The sequence below is a fragment of the Lysinibacillus sp. NPDC093197 genome (assembly GCF_044754025.1).
Classification (GTDB): Bacteria; Bacillota; Bacilli; order Bacillales_A; family Planococcaceae; genus Lysinibacillus.
Genome location: NZ_JBIVOH010000001.1, coordinates 494,635 through 513,076 on the forward strand (window position 1 = coordinate 494,635; position 18,442 = coordinate 513,076).

General features: G+C 38.3%; 20 protein-coding genes. 2 read left to right on the forward strand and 18 right to left on the reverse strand.

Annotated elements, in window-relative coordinates:
- Positions 1 to 214: 214 nt before the first annotated feature.
- The 6 genes from ACIP9G_RS02565 to ACIP9G_RS02590 form a co-directional block, all read right to left on the reverse strand.
- Positions 215 to 739, reverse strand: coding sequence for a tubby C-terminal domain-like protein (locus ACIP9G_RS02565; protein ID WP_401017157.1), 525 nt, complete (start codon positions 737 to 739; stop codon positions 215 to 217).
- A gap of 112 nt (positions 740 to 851) precedes the next feature.
- Positions 852 to 1,568 carry a toast rack family protein gene (locus ACIP9G_RS02570; protein WP_401017159.1) on the reverse strand — a complete coding sequence of 239 codons (717 nt, stop codon included), beginning with the start codon at positions 1,566 to 1,568 and terminating at the stop codon, positions 852 to 854.
- A 216-nt stretch (positions 1,569 to 1,784) separates the two neighbouring features.
- A complete protein-coding gene (locus tag ACIP9G_RS02575; protein ID WP_401017161.1) occupies positions 1,785 to 2,687 on the reverse strand; it encodes a hypothetical protein in 903 nt (300 codons plus the stop codon).
- Entirely contained in the window at positions 2,671 to 3,204 is a 534-nt protein-coding gene (locus ACIP9G_RS02580; protein ID WP_340824143.1) for a sigma-70 family RNA polymerase sigma factor, read from the reverse strand. Before ACIP9G_RS02580 ends, ACIP9G_RS02575 begins: the two co-directional genes overlap by 17 nt.
- A 174-nt stretch (positions 3,205 to 3,378) precedes the next feature.
- A complete protein-coding gene (locus ACIP9G_RS02585) occupies positions 3,379 to 5,199 on the reverse strand; it encodes an ABC transporter ATP-binding protein (protein WP_401017163.1) in 1,821 nt (606 codons plus the stop codon).
- Positions 5,196 to 6,929 carry an ABC transporter ATP-binding protein gene (locus tag ACIP9G_RS02590; protein ID WP_401017165.1) on the reverse strand — a complete coding sequence of 578 codons (1,734 nt, stop codon included), beginning with the start codon at positions 6,927 to 6,929 and terminating at the stop codon, positions 5,196 to 5,198. Before ACIP9G_RS02590 ends, ACIP9G_RS02585 begins: the two co-directional genes overlap by 4 nt.
- A gap of 312 nt (positions 6,930 to 7,241) precedes the next feature.
- Here ACIP9G_RS02590 and ACIP9G_RS02595 point away from each other — a divergent pair, with 312 nt between their 5' ends.
- A complete protein-coding gene (locus ACIP9G_RS02595; RefSeq protein ID WP_401018148.1) occupies positions 7,242 to 8,255 on the forward strand; it encodes an ATP-binding cassette domain-containing protein in 1,014 nt (337 codons plus the stop codon).
- Positions 8,252 to 9,067 carry an ABC transporter permease gene (locus ACIP9G_RS02600; protein ID WP_340824139.1) on the forward strand — a complete coding sequence of 272 codons (816 nt, stop codon included), beginning with the start codon at positions 8,252 to 8,254 and terminating at the stop codon, positions 9,065 to 9,067. Before ACIP9G_RS02595 ends, ACIP9G_RS02600 begins: the two co-directional genes overlap by 4 nt.
- Positions 9,068 to 9,252: 185 nt before the next feature.
- Here the strand turns inward: ACIP9G_RS02600 and ACIP9G_RS02605 are convergent, their stop codons facing one another.
- The 12 genes from ACIP9G_RS02605 to ACIP9G_RS02660 all read right to left on the reverse strand — a co-directional run bounded on the left by ACIP9G_RS02605 (position 9,253) and on the right by ACIP9G_RS02660 (position 18,286).
- Positions 9,253 to 9,939: a hypothetical protein gene (locus ACIP9G_RS02605; protein ID WP_401017166.1), complete on the reverse strand. Its 687-nt coding sequence runs from the start codon at positions 9,937 to 9,939 to the stop codon at positions 9,253 to 9,255.
- Entirely contained in the window at positions 9,936 to 10,430 is a 495-nt protein-coding gene (locus ACIP9G_RS02610) for an ECF transporter S component (RefSeq protein WP_401017168.1), read from the reverse strand. The genes ACIP9G_RS02605 and ACIP9G_RS02610 overlap by 4 nt, the downstream gene beginning before the upstream one ends.
- Before the next feature lie 62 nt (positions 10,431 to 10,492).
- Positions 10,493 to 10,885 carry a bifunctional adenosylcobinamide kinase/adenosylcobinamide-phosphate guanylyltransferase gene (locus tag ACIP9G_RS02615; RefSeq protein ID WP_401017170.1) on the reverse strand — a complete coding sequence of 131 codons (393 nt, stop codon included), beginning with the start codon at positions 10,883 to 10,885 and terminating at the stop codon, positions 10,493 to 10,495.
- Positions 10,837 to 11,433 (reverse strand): histidine phosphatase family protein, encoded by a 597-nt coding sequence (locus ACIP9G_RS02620; RefSeq protein WP_401017172.1) that lies wholly within the window; start codon positions 11,431 to 11,433, stop codon positions 10,837 to 10,839. Before ACIP9G_RS02620 ends, ACIP9G_RS02615 begins: the two co-directional genes overlap by 49 nt.
- Positions 11,406 to 12,182, reverse strand: coding sequence for an adenosylcobinamide-GDP ribazoletransferase (gene cobS / locus ACIP9G_RS02625; protein WP_401017173.1), 777 nt, complete (start codon positions 12,180 to 12,182; stop codon positions 11,406 to 11,408). The genes ACIP9G_RS02620 and cobS overlap by 28 nt, the downstream gene beginning before the upstream one ends.
- A 109-nt stretch (positions 12,183 to 12,291) precedes the next feature.
- Entirely contained in the window at positions 12,292 to 12,867 is a 576-nt protein-coding gene (locus ACIP9G_RS02630) for a bifunctional adenosylcobinamide kinase/adenosylcobinamide-phosphate guanylyltransferase (protein ID WP_401017175.1), read from the reverse strand.
- A 13-nt stretch (positions 12,868 to 12,880) separates the two neighbouring features.
- Positions 12,881 to 13,489 (reverse strand): histidine phosphatase family protein, encoded by a 609-nt coding sequence (locus ACIP9G_RS02635; protein ID WP_340824129.1) that lies wholly within the window; start codon positions 13,487 to 13,489, stop codon positions 12,881 to 12,883.
- Between the two features lie 5 nt (positions 13,490 to 13,494).
- Positions 13,495 to 14,580 (reverse strand): pyridoxal phosphate-dependent aminotransferase, encoded by a 1,086-nt coding sequence (locus ACIP9G_RS02640; RefSeq protein WP_401017177.1) that lies wholly within the window; start codon positions 14,578 to 14,580, stop codon positions 13,495 to 13,497.
- Positions 14,567 to 15,523 carry an adenosylcobinamide-phosphate synthase CbiB gene (cbiB, locus tag ACIP9G_RS02645; RefSeq protein WP_401017178.1) on the reverse strand — a complete coding sequence of 319 codons (957 nt, stop codon included), beginning with the start codon at positions 15,521 to 15,523 and terminating at the stop codon, positions 14,567 to 14,569. The genes ACIP9G_RS02640 and cbiB overlap by 14 nt, the downstream gene beginning before the upstream one ends.
- A complete protein-coding gene (locus ACIP9G_RS02650; protein ID WP_401017179.1) occupies positions 15,520 to 16,203 on the reverse strand; it encodes an adenosylcobinamide amidohydrolase in 684 nt (227 codons plus the stop codon). Before ACIP9G_RS02650 ends, cbiB begins: the two co-directional genes overlap by 4 nt.
- Before the next feature lie 306 nt (positions 16,204 to 16,509).
- Complete coding sequence (locus ACIP9G_RS02655; RefSeq protein WP_172771863.1) at positions 16,510 to 16,692, reverse strand: hypothetical protein; 183 nt, start codon at positions 16,690 to 16,692, stop codon at positions 16,510 to 16,512.
- Positions 16,693 to 16,927: 235 nt separating this feature from the next.
- The gene (locus ACIP9G_RS02660) at positions 16,928 to 18,286 is read right to left on the reverse strand and encodes an aspartate kinase (RefSeq protein WP_401017181.1); all 1,359 of its coding nucleotides are present in this window, start codon (positions 18,284 to 18,286) and stop codon (positions 16,928 to 16,930) included.
- Positions 18,287 to 18,442: the final 156 nt, after the last annotated feature.

The window sequence follows — 18,442 nt, forward strand, 5'->3', positions numbered from 1 at the left end:
CAATAAAAAAACAGCTCCCATAATGAGAGCTGTACACAATATAGATAAAAGGCATCAAGTTCACCTTTGATGCAGTAGGTGCCACGGGTAAGTGCCAGGCACTCAAACAATTATACTGACTGGAGCGGGTTTCGACATACATTACAGATTGTGTGCTAAGTTGGAAAGCATACGCCAGTAGCGAAAATCAACGGCAGTTTTATCATTTAACATACTATGCACCGACAAATAACACAGCCTGTCCTATTGCAATAAAAAAAGCTTCGTGCTGAATCGGGCTAGTTTCTTCAATTTGAAGCGTAATGTCAAAATGTGTTTCTTGATAAACTGCTTGCCATCGTGCAATCGGCTGTTCATTCAATGTAAACAGTGACCAGTCCTCCATTTCCTTATTCAGCATTATTTTATATTGACCATCTGTTATGATTAAATCAGGAATCATAATTTGCCAGCCATCATAGGCAATCATATAATCTTTGCCTGTTACAATATCCTTCCCTTTAAAATGAACACGCCCCCGTCGGGATATTTTTTTACATGTGAAAAGACGTTGCCCATCCACCGCGCTTACATCGAATTGTACAAAATACCGATAATCCATCATACGGTCAAAAGCCTTTTTCAGCCCATTAGAGTAAATCCGTTGTACATTTGAAGATATGTTCCCTTCCTCATTCACTATTTGAACTAACTCTGTCGATTCAATCGATGCGGGTTGCTTATATGTAAAAGTTCTCAATACGTTCGCTCCTTCAATCTCTGTTGCTTCTTTTAAGCTAACACAAAATAAGCGTCAAATACAATTTACCTGATGTATTTGACGCACAATTTTAAAGAAATATAGAAAGTACTTATTTATCCAGTTTAAATGTAATATCGCCTACGCCAATTTCAGAGTTTATGTCTAGTATAACGTCTGCTTGTTCATACGCTTCATTGACATAAACCCCTTTCCCTTTAGCAATAAAGCCCTCAAGATTGATGGAGCCAATTCCTTTTTCAGTTGTAATTTTTACGCCGACTTTTGAAGGTAAAATAACCGTAGTTTGACCAACACCCGTTTCAATATTCGTTTCAAAGCTTTCTTTCCATTCACCACCTAGATCAACGTATAGATCTCCTACACCCGTTTCAATATCTAAGTTTTCAAGCTTTAGACCTCTTAAATCGAGCCTTGCTTTTGATGCACCTGTCTCCACAGAAAGATCCATCGGTATATCTTCATTCAGTTCGATATCCCAAACGTTTTTTATATTGCCAATTCTAACTTTAGTAGATCCTTTATGCTCAATGACTAAATCACCGGTTTTCCCGCGTTGTTTGTAGTGTACTTTTGGCGCTAATTTTTTTATGTTATATTGAGCGCTTCCTTCCATCCATTCCGTTGCACCTTTTGCAACCGTCATTTCACCGACACCAAGATTAATTTCTACATCTAACTTCTTCGCATCATCCTTTTTAACCGAAAAAGTATCTTCTTTTTCTTTCTCGGGAACAAAAGAAGAACAACCAGTTAAAACTATTAACGAAGCGCTAACCATTAAAGCAAAGCATAAAAATTTTTTCACTTTTATTTCCTCCCACTATATATTCTTCCATTAAATCCATTTTATCTGAATTAGGAAATATAAAAACGACCTTTAGCTTTAACTTCGACTAAGACCTAAGACGTAGCTATCTGCTTTTTCATTCCCATCCATCTATATGCTGCTACTCGCAAAAGTTGAACCCTTCATCTTGTCACTTTTGCAGTGTTCAAGAAGAAGGGTTCAGTAAATGTTTAGCTATTCACTGTCTGGCGCAATATAAATGTCTGTTTGTTCATATAAATCGTCAACAGTACCGTTTTGGTGAACAGCTCGTATTGTGACGGCTGATAAATCGACATTCGAGTGGTAAGGTACTGCAACTAGTTGTGCACGATTAGCATTTACAGCCAATTCAATCTGTTCGTCATTGATGTTTATGATTAACTTCTTAATGGTATTTTGCTTCACAAGCGGAATTACAATATATTGAATGTTCGGTACCGCCATAACTTGCATTGTGTCGTCCGAGTTCAAAAAAAAGTGATCCAATTTATAACCTTTACTATCATGCTTGAAAAAAGCAATGCCTTGCATACTAGGTGTAGAAAAATAACTCATACGATATTGATTGATGGTAATCGTGTCAAATAGACGTAAATCATCGGTATTTCCTATGGGCCATACCCCTGATTGCAAAGTATTTACGATATCGGCTTCATTTGCTACATAATAGCGATAGCCAATGCGTTCAGACATATTTCCAACAATTGTTATTATAATGATTGCACAAAGCAACAACCACCATAGCCACTTTTTACGTAGCGCATAGAGTGCAAAGCAACCTGAAATAGCAATTGCTACTACCCCAACCATCATCCAAGGTTGCTGGAGAACTGTATAGTCTTTTTCCTTCCCAGATTTTTCAGTGTACAATGCAGAGCCAGATATTACAGGCATATCGGGTGTTATTTGTTCGATTTTAAATAAAAGCACATCTAGTCCTATAACCAGACTTACTGTTAAGAATACCGTTAATAAAACAGGGGTTAGGGAGCTTTTTCTTAGCTGATGGATTTTTCGAAAGGTTTTTGTTTGATTGTCCATTGAAAACGTACCTTCTTTATAGACAGTATTAATAGCATTACGAATCTGATCCATATTCAAACCCCTCCTCTTGTAATGTCAGGCCAATTAATTGACGTGCCCTTCTTAACCTTGTCTTAACTGTATTTTCTTTCATCTTTAACGCTTCAGCAACTTCATTTAACGATAATTCTGCAAAGTGGAATAATAATAAGACATCCTTGTATTTTGTAGGTAGCTTTTCAATGGCAGCAATTAACATACTATCGGACTCATTTGCAAGCACTTGAATAACTGGATTCATTTCATTTCCAGTTAATTTATTCCAATAATCAATTACTTGTATTTTTTTATAACGCCAACTAGATAAATAATTATGACAATGATTAATAGCAATACGATATAAATACGTTTTTACAGATGCTTCTTCTCGAAACTGGTCCATTTTTTCATAATATTTTACAAATGTATCTTGCACTAAATCTTCGGCTACTGCCCAGTTTTGTACATATGTATAGCACACGCGCACTAAGTAATCGCCATACTGTGTCATCGCTTTTGATAAACAAGCATCCTTCTGCGCTTTTATCACTTTGCTCGCCCCCCATCCATGAAGCTTCGTGATTGCAATTGTGCAAACCTTATAACAGAAAAATATTTTTATTTTTTCAAAATGTAACGTGCAACACAATTTGTAGTTAGACAATCAGACAATGGAAAAAGTTTCATGAAAAAATAAATATTTTCTCATGAAACTTTAAATGTTTTATAAGCTTAGCTCATCTTTTTCTAAAAGTAGCTTTTGCTGTAGGTTTCTGTATATTCCTTGTTTTTGCATAAGTTGCTGATGGTTACCTTGCTCAACAATTTCGCCTTGTTGAATAACTAAAATTTGATCGGCGTTTTCAATTGTTTTCAGACGGTGTGCAATCACAAAGCTAGTACGACCACGCATTAAATGCTGTAATCCTTTTTGAATATCGACCTCTGTTTGCGTATCTACGCTAGATGTCGCTTCATCCAATATTAAAATATCAGCATTTTCTAAAATGGCACGAGCAATAGCTATCAGCTGTCGTTGCCCTTGACTTAAATTAGCTCCACCCGCCTGTACAGCTGTATCATATTGCGCTGGTAAGTATTTAATAAAATTATGCGCATTCGCAATTTTAGCGGCTTCCTCCACCTCTGCATCAGAAGCATCTAGCTTACCAAAGCGAATATTTTCGCGAATAGTACCAGTAAATAAATAAGTATCTTGTAACACAACACCAACGCGCTTACGAATTGTTGCCATTTTATAGTCCTCAATATTATGACCATCAATAAGAATCTCACCTGCATCCACATCATAAAAACGTGTTAGTAGGTTAATAATTGTCGTTTTCCCTGAGCCAGTTGGACCAACAAGTGCAATGGTGTCTCCTGCCTTAGCATGAAAATTAATATTTTTTAGTATTGGCTGATTTGGCAAATAGCTAAAGGAGACGTTTTGAAATGCGACTTCCCCTTTTAAGCTTCGACTATCAATTGCATCCTTTTTATCCGCTACTTCCGATGGTTCGTCTAAAATTTCAAATACTCGTTCTGCCCCCGCAATCGCCGATTGGAAAGTATTCAATAAATTCGACAGCTGATTCAACGGACGGAAAAATTGACGCGTGTATGTGACAAATGCCGCGATTATCCCGACGGTCACTACCCCTTTCACCGCTAAAAATGCCCCAGTACCGATTACGACTGCTAGCCCTAAGTTATTCATAAAGTTATTGATTGGTCCTAATAAGCCTGAAGTAATTTCTGCGCGTTGTGCTGAGTCGCGTAGGTTGTTATTTTGTTTACGGAAAGATTCAATCGTTTGCTGTTCTTTACCGAAAAGTGTAAGTACTTCCGCTCCCGTAATCATTTCTTCAATCGTTCCATTCAGTTTTCCTAAATCACGTTGACGAGCCGCATAGTTTTTACTACTACGTTTGACAATTTGCTTTGTTGTGAAAACAATTAAAGGAATAATAATTAGTGTCACAATGGCTAACTGCCAGCTAAGCGAGAACATCGCAATGCTAACACCGATTACTGTTAAAATGGAAGATACGATTTGCGTCACACTTTGTGCTAATGCTGTATTTAAGTTATCAATATCATTCGTTACACGGCTCATTAAATCACCAAGTGCACGTTGATCGAAAAATTTCAGTGTTAATGTTTGAAGTTTTTTAAATAGTTCAAGGCGTAATGTACGTATTGTCTTCATCGCCACTTGAATCATGACATATGTTTGTAGCCAAGTGAAAATCGATGCTACCGTAAAAATACAGGCTAGCACAATACCAAGTCGAATCGTACCAGCGACTTGTTTTTTCATAATATAATCATCAACAATATGTCCGATCAAATAAGGTCCTGCCAAGCTTAAAAATGTAGAGGCGATGACGAAAAATATCGAAAAGAACAGCCCTACTTTTTGTTGGCTGACATATTGCCATACACGTAATATTGTGTTTTTTTGGTTTTTTGCCTTTTCAGCAGGTCCACCCATACGTGGCCCACGTCCAAAATTCATTTGCTTTGGTTGATTTTGACTCATTGTTGTTCACCAGCCTTTTGCTGTGAAGCGTAGATTGCTTGGTAAGGTTGGTTACTTTGTAATAATTGCTGATGCGTACCTTGGCCAACAATTTGGCCATCCTCTAACACTAAAATAAGATTTGCCTGTTGGATGGAAGTAATTTTCGACGCGACGATAAATGTTGTTGTTTCTTGAAAATGTTCGCTAATTGCTTGCTGTACATGCTTTTCAGATGCACTATCAAGGGCGGAGGTTGTATCGTCTAAAACTAATATTGCTGGCTTTCTTACAAATGCCCGTGTCAGTGCTAATCGTTGCTTTTGGCCACCCGATAGATTCGTTGCACCCTGTGATAGCTCATGCGCCAGTCCTTGTTCAAGCTTATCAACAAATTCAGATGCACAGGCTGCATCCAGTGCCTGCTGTAATTCCTCATTTGTCGCTTCTTCCTTACCAAGGCGTATATTTTTTTCGATTGGTCCAGAAAAAAGTAAGGCTTTTTGAGAGGTAAAGCCGATATGTTCACGTAGCGTGTGTAATGCATATTGATTGAGCGGCTTGCCATCCAGCAGAATAGTACCACTAGTCGGGTCAAAAAGACGCGGTAATAGCTTTACAAGTGTTGATTTCCCACTACCCGTTTTACCAATTAGCCCTACGGTTTGACCCGCCTTTCCAGAAAAAGTAATATTTTTCAGCACATCTTCTGACGTTTCATAGTAACGGTAGCTCACATTTTGAAAGTCGATTGTTCCTTGAATTGACGAAGTAATCGGCTGCGCTGCTTCTTGCACCGCTACTTCCTTGTTTAGAACGTCGACAATACGCTCTCCAGATGGAAGTGCACGAGCAATTTGCATTAAGACCATACTAGAAGACATAAGCCCATTTAAAATAATCGTTAAATAGTTAATAAAAGCAAGTATTACACCGACTTGCAACGTGCCTGCTTCAACTTTAATAGCACCAAGCCAAAGTGCAGCAACAATTCCGAGGTTCACGACAAACATTGTAAATGGTACGAGTACACCGACAATTTGTTCTGCTGTAATAAAACGTTTCGTAAGTGTGTCATTAAGTCCCGCGAATTGCTCTACTTGATGCTTTTCACGACGAAAAGCCTTTACTACACGAATACCTGCTAAATTCTCCTGTAGCTTAGTATTAACGCCGTCAATCGCCTCTTGTACTTTACGATATAAAACACCTGAATACTTAGTGAAAAAATACATTGCGATGATTAAAATCGGCACAATCACGAGCAATATTGAAAATAACTCGCGAGCCGTCACAAATACGATGACAACCGCACCAATAAATAATAACGGTCCACGTACAAAAATACGTAGCGTCATCATAAACGCACGTTGGATGCTTTCCACATCACTTGTTAAAATCGTAATTAGCTTTCCAGTAGTAAACGCATCCCTTTCCTTTGCCGAATACGTCATCATTTTCTCATATAATGACTGACGTACATCTGAGGCAAAGTGAATGGCTGCTTTGGAGCTATAAATTGAGCATCCAAGCCCCCCTACTAATCCAAGGACGGCACTCATAAGCATAAATAAAAACATTTTAAATACATACGGATTGTCATTATTCGCAATTCCCGTATCAATCATATGTTGCATAATAGTTGGTTGGATTAAATCCATCGTTACCTCAAGCACCATTAAAATTGGTGCAATCAATGTAAAAAATTTATAGGGCCCTAAAAAGTGCCCTAACTGTCTAACTGCCTGCATTCTTTCGTCTCCGTTCCGTGTAAATCACATTCGATATTCATTATAACTGAAAATCATTCCTAAGTGCCAGGCACTCAAACAATTTTGAATTTAATAGCTTTGCTAATATATTTTTTATGAAAATAGAAACAACAAAATTAATTCATCCTCAATATTATTTCTCAGTTAATATTCAGTTCATAAATTTATTGTATTATCCGTTTATGAACATTTTTCTAAAATGATAGCTAGAAAAGAAAGTCATTTGCTATGAAAATTCATTACAATGCAACATTTATGAAGAGTATGTAAGGAGGAATAATTTTGAAAGAAATGAACAACCGAGAAGGAATATTGCGCAATCCAGAATGGGCCATTGAGGCAAAGGGTTTAGTTAAAAATTTTGGCGATCATCGTGCTGTTGACAGTGTAGATTTAAACGTACGCGCTGGCAGTATATACGGTGTGCTTGGTCCAAATGGGGCAGGCAAAACAACAACAATTAGAATGCTCGCAACCCTTTTACGCGCGGATGCTGGTTCAACACGTATCTTCGGCTATGATGTGGTGAAGGAACCACATATTGTTCGTCAATTGATCGGGGTGACAGGTCAATATGCTTCAGTAGATGAGTCGCTTAGTGCTACAGAAAATTTAATTATCTTCTCTCGACTACTTGGACTAGGGCGAGCTGATGCACGAAAAAAAGCTGCTGAACTGTTAGAAGAATTTGGTTTAACAGATGCTGCAAAACGTCCACTAAAAAATTTCTCTGGAGGTATGCGTCGAAGATTAGATTTAGCTGCAAGTCTCATTGCTCAGCCTCCATTAATTTTCTTAGATGAACCGACGACTGGATTAGATCCACGAACACGTAATCAAATGTGGGATACCATTCGTCGATTGGTAGATATGGGCTCAACCGTACTTTTAACAACCCAGTACCTTCAAGAAGCCGATGAACTTGCGGACAGAATAGCTGTTATTGATCATGGTCGAGTAGTTGCTGAAGGAACGGTCGATGAACTAAAAGCGTCAGTCGGTACTTCATCACTGCATTTAAGTATTCAAAATCCAAACGATATTAGTGATGCTCGTCAAATAATTGAACATGTACTAAAAGTTCCTTCAACGATAACTTCTAATATCGGAAAGATAACCGCTCCAATGACGAATGCGGACCTCGTTACAGATTTACTTATTGCGCTTAGACAAAAAGGAATCTTATTAGACGAAATGAGTGTGCAAAAGCCAACTTTAGATGAGGTATTTCTAACGATTACTGGCCATGGTGTTCAGGACAATGCTTTTTCAGAGGCTAATGAGGTAGGAGATGCAAAACGATGAAAAATTCAATAATAAAACAACATAGCGGACGTCAGCTACCCAACAGAACGAGCTTACGTCAATCAATAAATAATTCATTAACAATGGCTTATCGCGGCATTTTGAAAATTAGACGCACACCTGAGCAATTGTTTGATGTAACACTACAGCCTATTATTTTCACTTTAATGTTTACGTATATTTTTGGTGGTGCCATCTCTGGTGACGTCCAAAGTTATTTACCAGTTATTATTCCTGGTATTCTAGTTCAAACAGTTATTACGACCTCAATCGTTACTGGTGTTCAATTACGAGAAGATATGGATAAAGGAGTTTTTGACAGGTTTAAATCTTTACCGATTGCACGTATTGCACCATTGGCTGGTGCGTTATTAGCTGATACGATTCGATATACAATCGCAACTGTCTTAACCTTTTCAATGGGTTATATCATGGGATATCGTCCAGAAGGTGGTTTAGGTTTTGTTGTGCTAGCAGGTCTTCTTGTCATTGTTTGTGCTTGGGCTATGAGTTGGATTTTTGCCTTCTTTGGTGTAATTGCACGAACTGCTTCCAGTGTACAGGGGATTTCAATGCTCGTTTTATTTCCGCTGACGTTTCTGTCGAACGCTTTTGTACCAGCTGAAACATTACCGAACTTCTTGCAATGGTTTGTGAAGATCAATCCTATATCGCATCTAGTCACAGCAGTTAGAGAACTAACTAATAATGGAACAGTCGGTTGGGATTTAAGTGCGTCCCTTATCGGTGCTGCAGTTATTGTAGCAATTTTCGCACCAATAACGGTCCGTGCTTATATGCGCAGAACTTAAAAATATTTGTATAAAGTATACTCAAACAGGCTTCTGTAGCTTAAAAATCCACTTCACTTTATGCGAAGCACATTGTATGCCGCAACCCTCGTTACTGTTCGGGTTGCGGCTTTACATTTTGTGCTTACCCGCAGTAGACTTCATCGATTTTAACTTCCAAATTAAAACTAACCGACTACGAGTTTTCAGAATTGTTTGAGTGACTGGCACTTCTCAAAATTTCGTGTAAACAATTTTTGCGCTAATTGCTCTTTTTCGGGGTTGATACCTAATAATATAACTGCACAAGGTCCAGCTGATTTTTCGGTATCCAGCGAACTTTTTACTTGGTGATGACCAAAAAGTCGTGAAAATTCTGCTTGTAGTCCTTGCGACCCTACCGGCCAAACTTGTTGCACAATTTCTTCACGCCATGCACGAAATATTGGCTGGAGCTGAGCAACATCTTCGGGTTGTTCAAGTACTTCTATGCCTACGAGTGGTAGCCCGTATGTGTACCAACTCAGATGATCACGATCAAACGGTAATCTTTTTTGTACTTCACCTAGCATTGTAATAGATAATCCCGATTGCAATGTAGGCATATTGGATTCTGAACTCCCCTCTATTGGAGGACAGCATAGCCCTACTTCTCCAAAAACTTGTCCAATGCCTGCGACATAGCGTGTCCATGAGGTATCACCCGAAAAGTTAGCGAGAATTATGTGCATTGGTATCGCTCCAGCTGCAAGCTGCTCTAAAAAAGTAACACGCGCTGTTAAATATGCTGTTAACTTATCGGGGGCAAATACGACATCTTGTGGTTTTTCACCAATCGCTGCTGCATTGTCGGTTGTGGCAATAAGTTCCCCTACTTTTACTGCATTTCTCAATTCACGCGCCCCTCCTTACGGACAAACACTTTCGAGAGAATCGGCATGACAATAGCGACAATAATAAGATTGATGACTGTTGCCATAAAAATACTAGCTAATGAACCCCAGAAAAACGCTGGGCTTATAATGAAATAAAAAGGGATTGGTGCAATGACACCATTTAGTAAAAGTGCTACTGGCCATTTCCAAAAATGCATGCCTCTTTTATGCATTACACCAAATATCCACACGACAATAAACATTTCAATAGCAATAATAATATGCAAGGGTCCATATGGAAAACCAGAAGTCATCGCTGTAATAACATGACCGATTAACCCTGCCACTCCTGCTAAAACAGGTGATAAGAACACAATACTCAAAAATGCTGGTGCTGAGTCTAATGCCGCCGTTGATACAAATGACGGGATTTTAATGACTGCTCCAACAGCACAAATCGCCGCCACCATGGCAGTTAGTGTTATATTCATTAATTTTTGTCGATCCATTCCATTTCCCCTTTTCTAAAAATAGTGAATGCCCCTCTTGGGAATTGTCTCTAATCTTTTGATTATTTTATACGTTCTGCAATGCCATACCAAATGCGGTCAACTTGTTTTGCTTCTGCAAATAACGCCTGATACAAACGACCACAAGTGTCACGCAATAGCCGTGTCTGTTTTTCCATTGGCACTACACCACGTCCCATATCGGTTACAATAATATATAACTGACAGCTTTCTTCAAGAATTTTAAGCTTCGCCATAATATTTTTGACAATCACTTCATCTTCCTCAAGATTTTGCTTTATCAGCCAGTGTTCAAGGTTTTTAATAATTAGCGCATCACATGCAGGTGCAACCTGTGGAATAACCCCATTTATCAACGCCACTTTCTGTTCCTCAAGCAATTGAGTCACATAGGCGGTTTTCCCGTTATAGGCCCCTCCGATAAAGACATGCATCTTGCTCCCTCCTTCCAAGCCGCTTTGGAAAATGTTAACGTAAATACCCGATCATGCGGTACTTGATACGACCAAAAAGACTTTTGCTGTGGCGCAAATGCTACAAGTAACGCTCGTACAACCCCACCGTGCACGACGAGATAGTAATCGCGTTCATCTTTTGGCAATGCTAAAAATCCAGCAATCACCCGATCACAAAACAACTCAAAATGTTCTCCGTTTGGTGGTGATATACTAGTCGGGTCATCTAGCCACGTACAGTAACGTATGTCCGACTTTAATTCATCATATGTTTTACATTCAAAATCACCAAAATTAGACTCCCGAAATCTTGCATCTGCAATATAGCTAGCATCTGGAAAATAACGAGAAGCCGTTTCTTGACACCGTCGCAAATCACTGCCATATACCTTTTTTACAGCTTCATTAAGTATAGGAAGCGCTGCAGCATTTGCTAATGGAGAATCTGTCCAGCCAATATAACGCTTTTCCAAGTTTTCTTTAGTTGGTGCATGCCTCATTAAACGAACAGTAACAATGTCACCCATAGCACAACCTCCATTCCTTCAATTGATGCTCCAAGCAAGTCACCTGATACACCGCCAAAATTGCGCACTGTAAATTGACGAAACAATAAAAAGGCAGTGACAAGAACAGCAATGAGCACGAATGGTAAACTTGAAAAGCCTACTACAAAAAATACGCAACAACTTGCAAATACAAGCGTCATTATCATTAAACTGGCCAATACACGATGGTTCAGTTGTGTTTTAAAAAAATAGGCTAAACCTTTTTCCTTTGAGCACTTTAAAGATAGAAAATAGAAGCTCATCCCCACACGTGTCAATAAAGGTATGAAAACGAGCATCCACAATGATAGTTTGTTCTGTACAAAAAGCTCATGAAGGACAACGAATTTTCCTAACACTAGAAATAAGACAGACAAAACACCGAATGCGCCTACCCGTGGGTCATCCAAAATTTCAAGACGCTTTTCACGATCTCGATACGAAAAGTAGGCATCACCCATATCGATAAAGCCGTCTAAATGCAAGCCCCCTGTAAAAAACGCAAACAGTCCGACAATCAAAAATGTTAATAGAACATCACTACTAGATGTCCATTCTGTTAAACTAAAGATTGTCGCTGCAACGACAGCTCCCATAAGCGCACCAATCCATGGTAAAAAGGAGAACATTCCCGTAATTGTTTTTTTAGATAGAGGAATCTCTTTATGTACAGGCAAAACCGTAAAAAATTGAAATGCGAGCAATATGCTATGCCAAATAGTTTTCATTGCCTTGCCTTCTTTCTTTTAAGTTATCTTCAATTATCTTGTAACAAATTAATATAGAAATTTCTTAACTAAGTTATTTGCTGCTTTATACTTCCATATAATAACTCACTTATTTCCATTTCTTTACGATACCATAATTTATCTCATATGCCTCATGTGCGACAGAAACGAACCATTGATGTAAGCTACAGAGCATTTGTCGGTACAATTCGACCTCTTCATTAACATATGGAGGCTCATCAAAAAGTTCATTGGAAACGACAAAAAGCGTCACCCTTTTGTCAAGTAACGTTTGCACTGAACTTTTCATAATTCTCAGCTTTTCTTCTAAACAACCTGGCTTTTCCACACAAGGTGTGCCACGATCAAACCCCTCATAAAAGGCATTTGTCAGCCAAGTCGTTACACAGTCCCAAAGTACGACATCGCCATCAACTAAATTATTGAAAACATTCTGTATTTCATATGGGGCTTCAATCGTATGCCACGCAATCGCTTGTTTTAGTCGATCAGACTGGTGTCGAGCTATCCGTTTTTCCATTTCAATGTCCATTGCAACACCAGAAGCTATATAAATAAGTCGTTTATTCAATAAATAATTATTTTGGTAGTGTAAAACAGCTGCTTTTTCGGCAAAGTGAGACTTACCACTGCGGACACCACCTGAAATAAAAATTAGCGGCACTGTTCTCACCTCTCTATTGTAAATGTTGTGTACTACCAATTACCTTGATATGCCAACTTTCTTCTAATCGGTCTACAATCGTTACACTAGTTCCTTCGATGTATGGTGCAGACCATAGCTGATCAATGCCACGACCTAATATTGCATTTATAATGCATTTAATCGTAACAGCATGTGACACAATTAAAATATGTTCATGTGGATAGATTTTCGCAATATTTTTTAACGTATACATGGCGCGTTCTGTCACTGCACCAAAACTTTCAGTATGCGTCGCGACGAATTGTGCTGGATAATTCTTATACAGCTCATAGTCAAATCGATTTGTTTCCATAATATCCTCAATAGTTTGCCCTTGCCAATTTCCTAAAAAAATCTCACGTAAGTCGTCCTCGTAGTGAATCGCAAGCGTCCGACCAGCAGTTAAATAGCGCGCTGTTTCTTTCGCACGGTCACTGGTACTACTATACGCAACTGCAAACGGAATATCTTTTAATTGTTCTGCAAGTTTTTGGGCATGCAAAATGCCCATTTCTGACAAAGGTGAGTCTAACCACCCTTGTAATCGATGCTCTTTATTCCATACTGTTTCCCCATGTCGAACTAGATAAAAAGTCGTCACTTTTCTCACCCCTTATTTGCATTAAACCACGCTTGTAAACAGTTTTGTAAATAGGTCATCGCCGTTACATCCTTTATTCCGATGCGGAACCATGCCCCATTTAACCCGATAAAGTTCTTTGTATGACGCAGCACAACTCCTTCAGCTAAACAATAACTAAAAAATGTATCTGCTTGCATATTTTTCGGCAATGAAAAACAAACATAATTCGTAACACTATTCGTCACCAAGCATCCATTTTCTGTTAAAAACTGCTGTAACCATTCCCTTTGCTTCGTTGCATAATTAATTGCTTGTTGACAGTATTCATATTCATCCAAACAACCTGCTCCAATAACGAGCGCAAATGCATTGAGATTCCAATGAGATAGCATTGCTTTTAACTCACAAATAATAGTTTTATTCGCTATTAAATAACCTAGTCTTAATCCAGGTATTGCATACATTTTCGTCATAGATCGAACGACAATTACATGCGCATTATTAGCAACATAGTCAATTAACGAATGTGTTTCACTGACCCAGTCGATAAATGCTTCATCAAAAACGAGCTCACAATCTACTTCCGCTCCATAAGCTATTAAGCGTAGCAGTTCCTCTTTCTTTGGTAATACACCTGTTGGATTATTAGGTGTACAAATATATAATGCATCTGCAGTGACCATTTCTTGATAAAGAAGCTCCATCGGTAATGTATATTGAACAAAGTCCTCGACAACAATCGACACGACGTCCGCCCCTGCTGCTTTTAATGTTCTTTCGTATTCAGAAAATGTCGGATGCACGACAAGTACACGCTTATTTGCATAGCGTCTTGCTAAAACACTAAATAACTCTGATGCCCCATTACCTAAAACGATAGAATCTTTTTCAATATGATGAAATTGAGCCACCTTTGTTAAAAAAGGCTCTCCATCTGGATCTGGATAACGTTGAATTAATGGATAAAATGTGCGCCAACGTGCCTCAACAAATGTAGGCGGCCCTGCAGCATTTACGTTTTCACTAAAATCATAAACTTCTGTAGGCATAGTTAGCCCGAGCTGTTGATAGACATTTTGCGGATTTGCTCCATGATTAGGTAATTGCAAAAATTAACACCTCCATTGCTAACATAACGAGCGTAAAGAGCAATGTAGCTACACGCATATGAATAATAGAAGTTGCAATATGCTCCTTCGTTAACGGTACTAATTTTTCACCCATTGTCGCTCTGTATGATGCCATTCCTTGATATGTATTTTTTCCACCTAGTTGAACCCCTAGCTGTACCGCTGTTGCTGCTTCCAAATAACCACTGTTTGGACTTGGGTGTTTTTTTGCATCCTGTGCCCAACGTCTTAATCGTTTGCCAAGCGTTACAGATGTTTCATTTTTTGTTCCAAGTACCATCAATAATCCTGTTAAACGACTTGGAATAAAATTCAATACATCATCAAGCTTTGCTGCAAACATACCAAAATCTTTGTATTTTTCATTTTTATAGCCAATCATCGAGTCCAGTGTATTTACCGCCTTATAACCCCATAAGCCAATGGCACCAAATAAAAATGCATAAAAGAGCGGCGCAGTTACGCCATCACTTGTATTTTCAGACACGGTTTCTACAACGCCACGAACAATTTCATCCTCATCAAGTTGCTCGGTATCTCGTCCGACAATCCACGATAACTTCACACGTGCTTGTGCAAAATCACCCTTTACGAGCGATTCATAAACAGCTAATGCTGCTTCCTTTAAGCTGCGTTGAGCCAAACCAATACCTATTAATAATCCCTCTACTAGAATACCAAACACTATGCTCACTTGATAGCTGAGTATTAAAATAACTGTGACTACAAACATCGTCGTACCTACTACAGCAAGCGCCATGACCATGCCACGTACCTTTCGCATATTGCCCTTATTCCACAATGCGGTTTGCGCTTGAATAAGCTTACCTATCCAGCGTACAGGATGTGGCATTTTTGGAGGGTCCCCGACAACTAAATCAAATAGTATGCCAATAATACAGGCGATTACTAATGAAATCATAGAGGATTCGCCTCCTTCTCTTTTTTATATTTTTGAATGGCCTCTCGCATCGTTTCATAAACACCATGGCCAATAATTTTCCCTAACATTGTAATAGGGCCAGCATATTGATGGAAATCGCCCTCTTCTGTAGACGCAATTAGCAAGCTATCAGTTGACGTACCAGTTGCTTGCGTACCCGTTGTAGGGTCCGTAATATTTTCATCTATAAGTGCCTTAACTTTTGCCTCTGTTGTTGAAATCATCGCTTGAAACAATGCCTCATCTGATAGTTTTCCATTAATCAGTACCCAAGTATTAATGGTTCCTGCGTGATACTGCTCTTGTCGATGAAATGCACGCGTAATATCGACTGCATTTCCTAGTCCCGCTGTAATCATCACGACAAGATGAATACCCTCATATGTAAATTCTCGTATCGTCGCAAAACGTGCATTAACTGCTGTCATCATCGCAACGGTATTGGTAATAGGATAGCCCTCTAATTGCAAAAAGCTTTGTAACTCTTGATGTGGTTTTCGTTCATCGTAAGTTATCGGCACTGAGCGATTTAGCAGATGCGTATAAAAGCCAAAGCCTGGATTATGCATTGCAGAGGATACGACTTTCATCGGAGTTTCTGTTTGAATCGCAACATACTGATCCATTATTTTAATATTGTCTTTCCGTACTATCGTCATCTACTCACCTCCTAAAATATTTAATGGAATAGGTCGATTATCCACATCACCGCCTATACGTAGTAGCCCGAAGCTTCTATAAAACGGGAAAACCCTTTTTACGAATAGAGGCAAATAAAAAAACAAATTCTTACTAAGAAGAATTTGTACTGTTCATTCTTTAATTATGAATACACTGCAAATTTGAACCTTCTGAATTTTTTGTATAGTATAGAATAACAACTTCATCGTACTGAAATTATTTATTTTCTTTGAAATTGTATCATAACTTTGTAGTTTGCAACATTCATTTTCTTGATATTTTTCTTATTGCTTTTGTTTTAAATTTTTAAATCGAATAATTGATCCGGCAATAATAAAAACCCAACCAATACCGACAAAAACAACTTTCATTGATTTTGTTGATGCTGGTAATATGTCCATAATTGTTAAACAGACAAATAAAATCCCTATAACAGACAAAATCATCCCCATTGAAAAACTTTTCAAAATTATGCCCTCCTATCTATGTACGCACTCGATTTTACAGCATTACTGCATAAAAGAAAACTCTATTCCTTATAGTATTGTTAGAAAACATTAAAATCATCCATTGTGAAAGTCACACGATAAAATGAAAGAGCTGCCTCCTAAGCTATGAATTCATAGCTTAGTGGGACAGCTCCATTTTATGTTTAGATAATTTTATAAATGGTTTTTGATAAAACTATCGTATATTGTCCACTCATGCTTGCACTTGTGCAAAAAATTCTCCATATAACGCTTGTAAAATTCGGTTTTCATATTCTTGTAGTACACCGAATACAAGACTTACTTCAGACGAACCTTGGTTAATCATTTCAATATTTGCTCCAGTTTTTGAAATCGCTGTTGCTGCACGTGCCGCAAGACCTGTGTTATTACGCATACCTTCCCCAACAATAACAATCATTGAGAAACCATGACGTATTTGGACATCATCTGCTTGCAATTCATTTTTTACACGCGTCAATATACGCGCTTCATTTTCTGGTGTTAGTTGATTAGATCGCATAATAACAGAAATATCATCTAAACCAGATGGAGTATGCTCATAAGAAATATTCTCATCTTCTAAAATTTGTAGAAGTTTACGACCGAACCCTACTTCACGGTTCATTAAATATTTTGACACATATAACGTTGAAAAGCCACTGTCTGCCGAGATACCTGTTACCGGGCGACCTGTAGCTGGACGACTCGGTACAATTCGAGTACCTGGGGCTGATGGATTATTTGTATTTTTTATGTTAACCGGCACCCCAATCTTATAAACAGGCATTAATGCTTCATCATGGAAAACAGAAAAACCTGCATAGGATAATTCGCGCATTTCGCGATACGTAATTTCTTTAATTTCAACTGGATCATTCACGACTTTCGGATTCGCGGAAAATACACAATCCACATCCGTAAAGTTTTCATAAAGCTCCGCTTCAATAGCTGCTGCTAAAATAGAGCCTGTAATATCCGAGCCACCGCGATCAAACGTACGCAATATGCCCGCTTTAGTGTAACCGAAGAAACCCGGGAAAACAATAACTTCTTTTGTATCTTTTAAAGGCGCTAAATTTGAATATGCTTCAGGTAATGCGAACGTACGCTCAGGTAGATCATTGACAACCAAACCTTCTTTTGGACTTACATAACGTGCAGGCATACCGATAGAGTTAAAATATGCAGCGATAAGCTTGGCGTTGTTATCTTCTCCAGCTGCTTTTAAGCTATCAATAAATAATTCTTCGTTCGAAACATCACCAAGCACACGTTCACGTAGGTCTTCAGCAATTACGTCACAAATAGTATTATCCAGCTGTAAACCATCTGCTATTGACTTGAAACGGTTAACTACTGTCTGTAATTTTTCTTCTGTATTTTCATTTTTCAATGCCGCATTCGCTAAATCAATTAATAAATCAGTTACTTTTATATCATCACCAGAACGTTTTCCCGGTGCTGAAACGGCTACGATTTTGCGCGCCGGATTAGATTTTACAATGTTTGCTACTTTTTGAATTTGTTCTGCACTTGCTACAGATGTTCCACCAAATTTACATACGATCATATCTATCAAATCCTAACCTTTTAAAATAATGTATTCCTCCAAAAAACAATTGAATGTACACAGTGTACAAATTATCGTTCTCTACGTCAATACAATTTAAAAAATTCACGCAATTTATCAATAGAAAAATGGACAATTTTCGCACTGTTTGATTTA

Bases quoted from the DNA above. Each gene is read 5' to 3' on its own strand.
- ACIP9G_RS02615 (WP_401017170.1), bottom strand. From the start codon at position 10,885: ATGCATGTCTTTATCGGAGGGGCCTATAACGGGAAAACCGCCTATGTG.
- ACIP9G_RS02590 (WP_401017165.1), bottom strand. From the start codon at position 6,929: ATGCAGGCAGTTAGACAGTTAGGGCACTTTTTAGGGCCCTATAAATTT.
- ACIP9G_RS02620 (WP_401017172.1), bottom strand. From the start codon at position 11,433: ATGGGTGACATTGTTACTGTTCGTTTAATGAGGCATGCACCAACTAAA.
- cobS (WP_401017173.1), bottom strand. From the start codon at position 12,182: ATGAAAACTATTTGGCATAGCATATTGCTCGCATTTCAATTTTTTACG.
- ACIP9G_RS02660 (WP_401017181.1), bottom strand. From the start codon at position 18,286: ATGATCGTATGTAAATTTGGTGGAACATCTGTAGCAAGTGCAGAACAA.
- ACIP9G_RS02595 (WP_401018148.1), top strand. From the start codon at position 7,242: ATGAACAACCGAGAAGGAATATTGCGCAATCCAGAATGGGCCATTGAG.
- ACIP9G_RS02575 (WP_401017161.1), bottom strand. From the start codon at position 2,687: ATGGATCAGATTCGTAATGCTATTAATACTGTCTATAAAGAAGGTACG.
- ACIP9G_RS02585 (WP_401017163.1), bottom strand. From the start codon at position 5,199: ATGAGTCAAAATCAACCAAAGCAAATGAATTTTGGACGTGGGCCACGT.
- cbiB (WP_401017178.1), bottom strand. From the start codon at position 15,523: ATGATTTCATTAGTAATCGCCTGTATTATTGGCATACTATTTGATTTA.
- ACIP9G_RS02600 (WP_340824139.1), top strand. From the start codon at position 8,252: ATGAAAAATTCAATAATAAAACAACATAGCGGACGTCAGCTACCCAAC.
- ACIP9G_RS02650 (WP_401017179.1), bottom strand. From the start codon at position 16,203: ATGACGATAGTACGGAAAGACAATATTAAAATAATGGATCAGTATGTT.
- ACIP9G_RS02610 (WP_401017168.1), bottom strand. From the start codon at position 10,430: ATGGATCGACAAAAATTAATGAATATAACACTAACTGCCATGGTGGCG.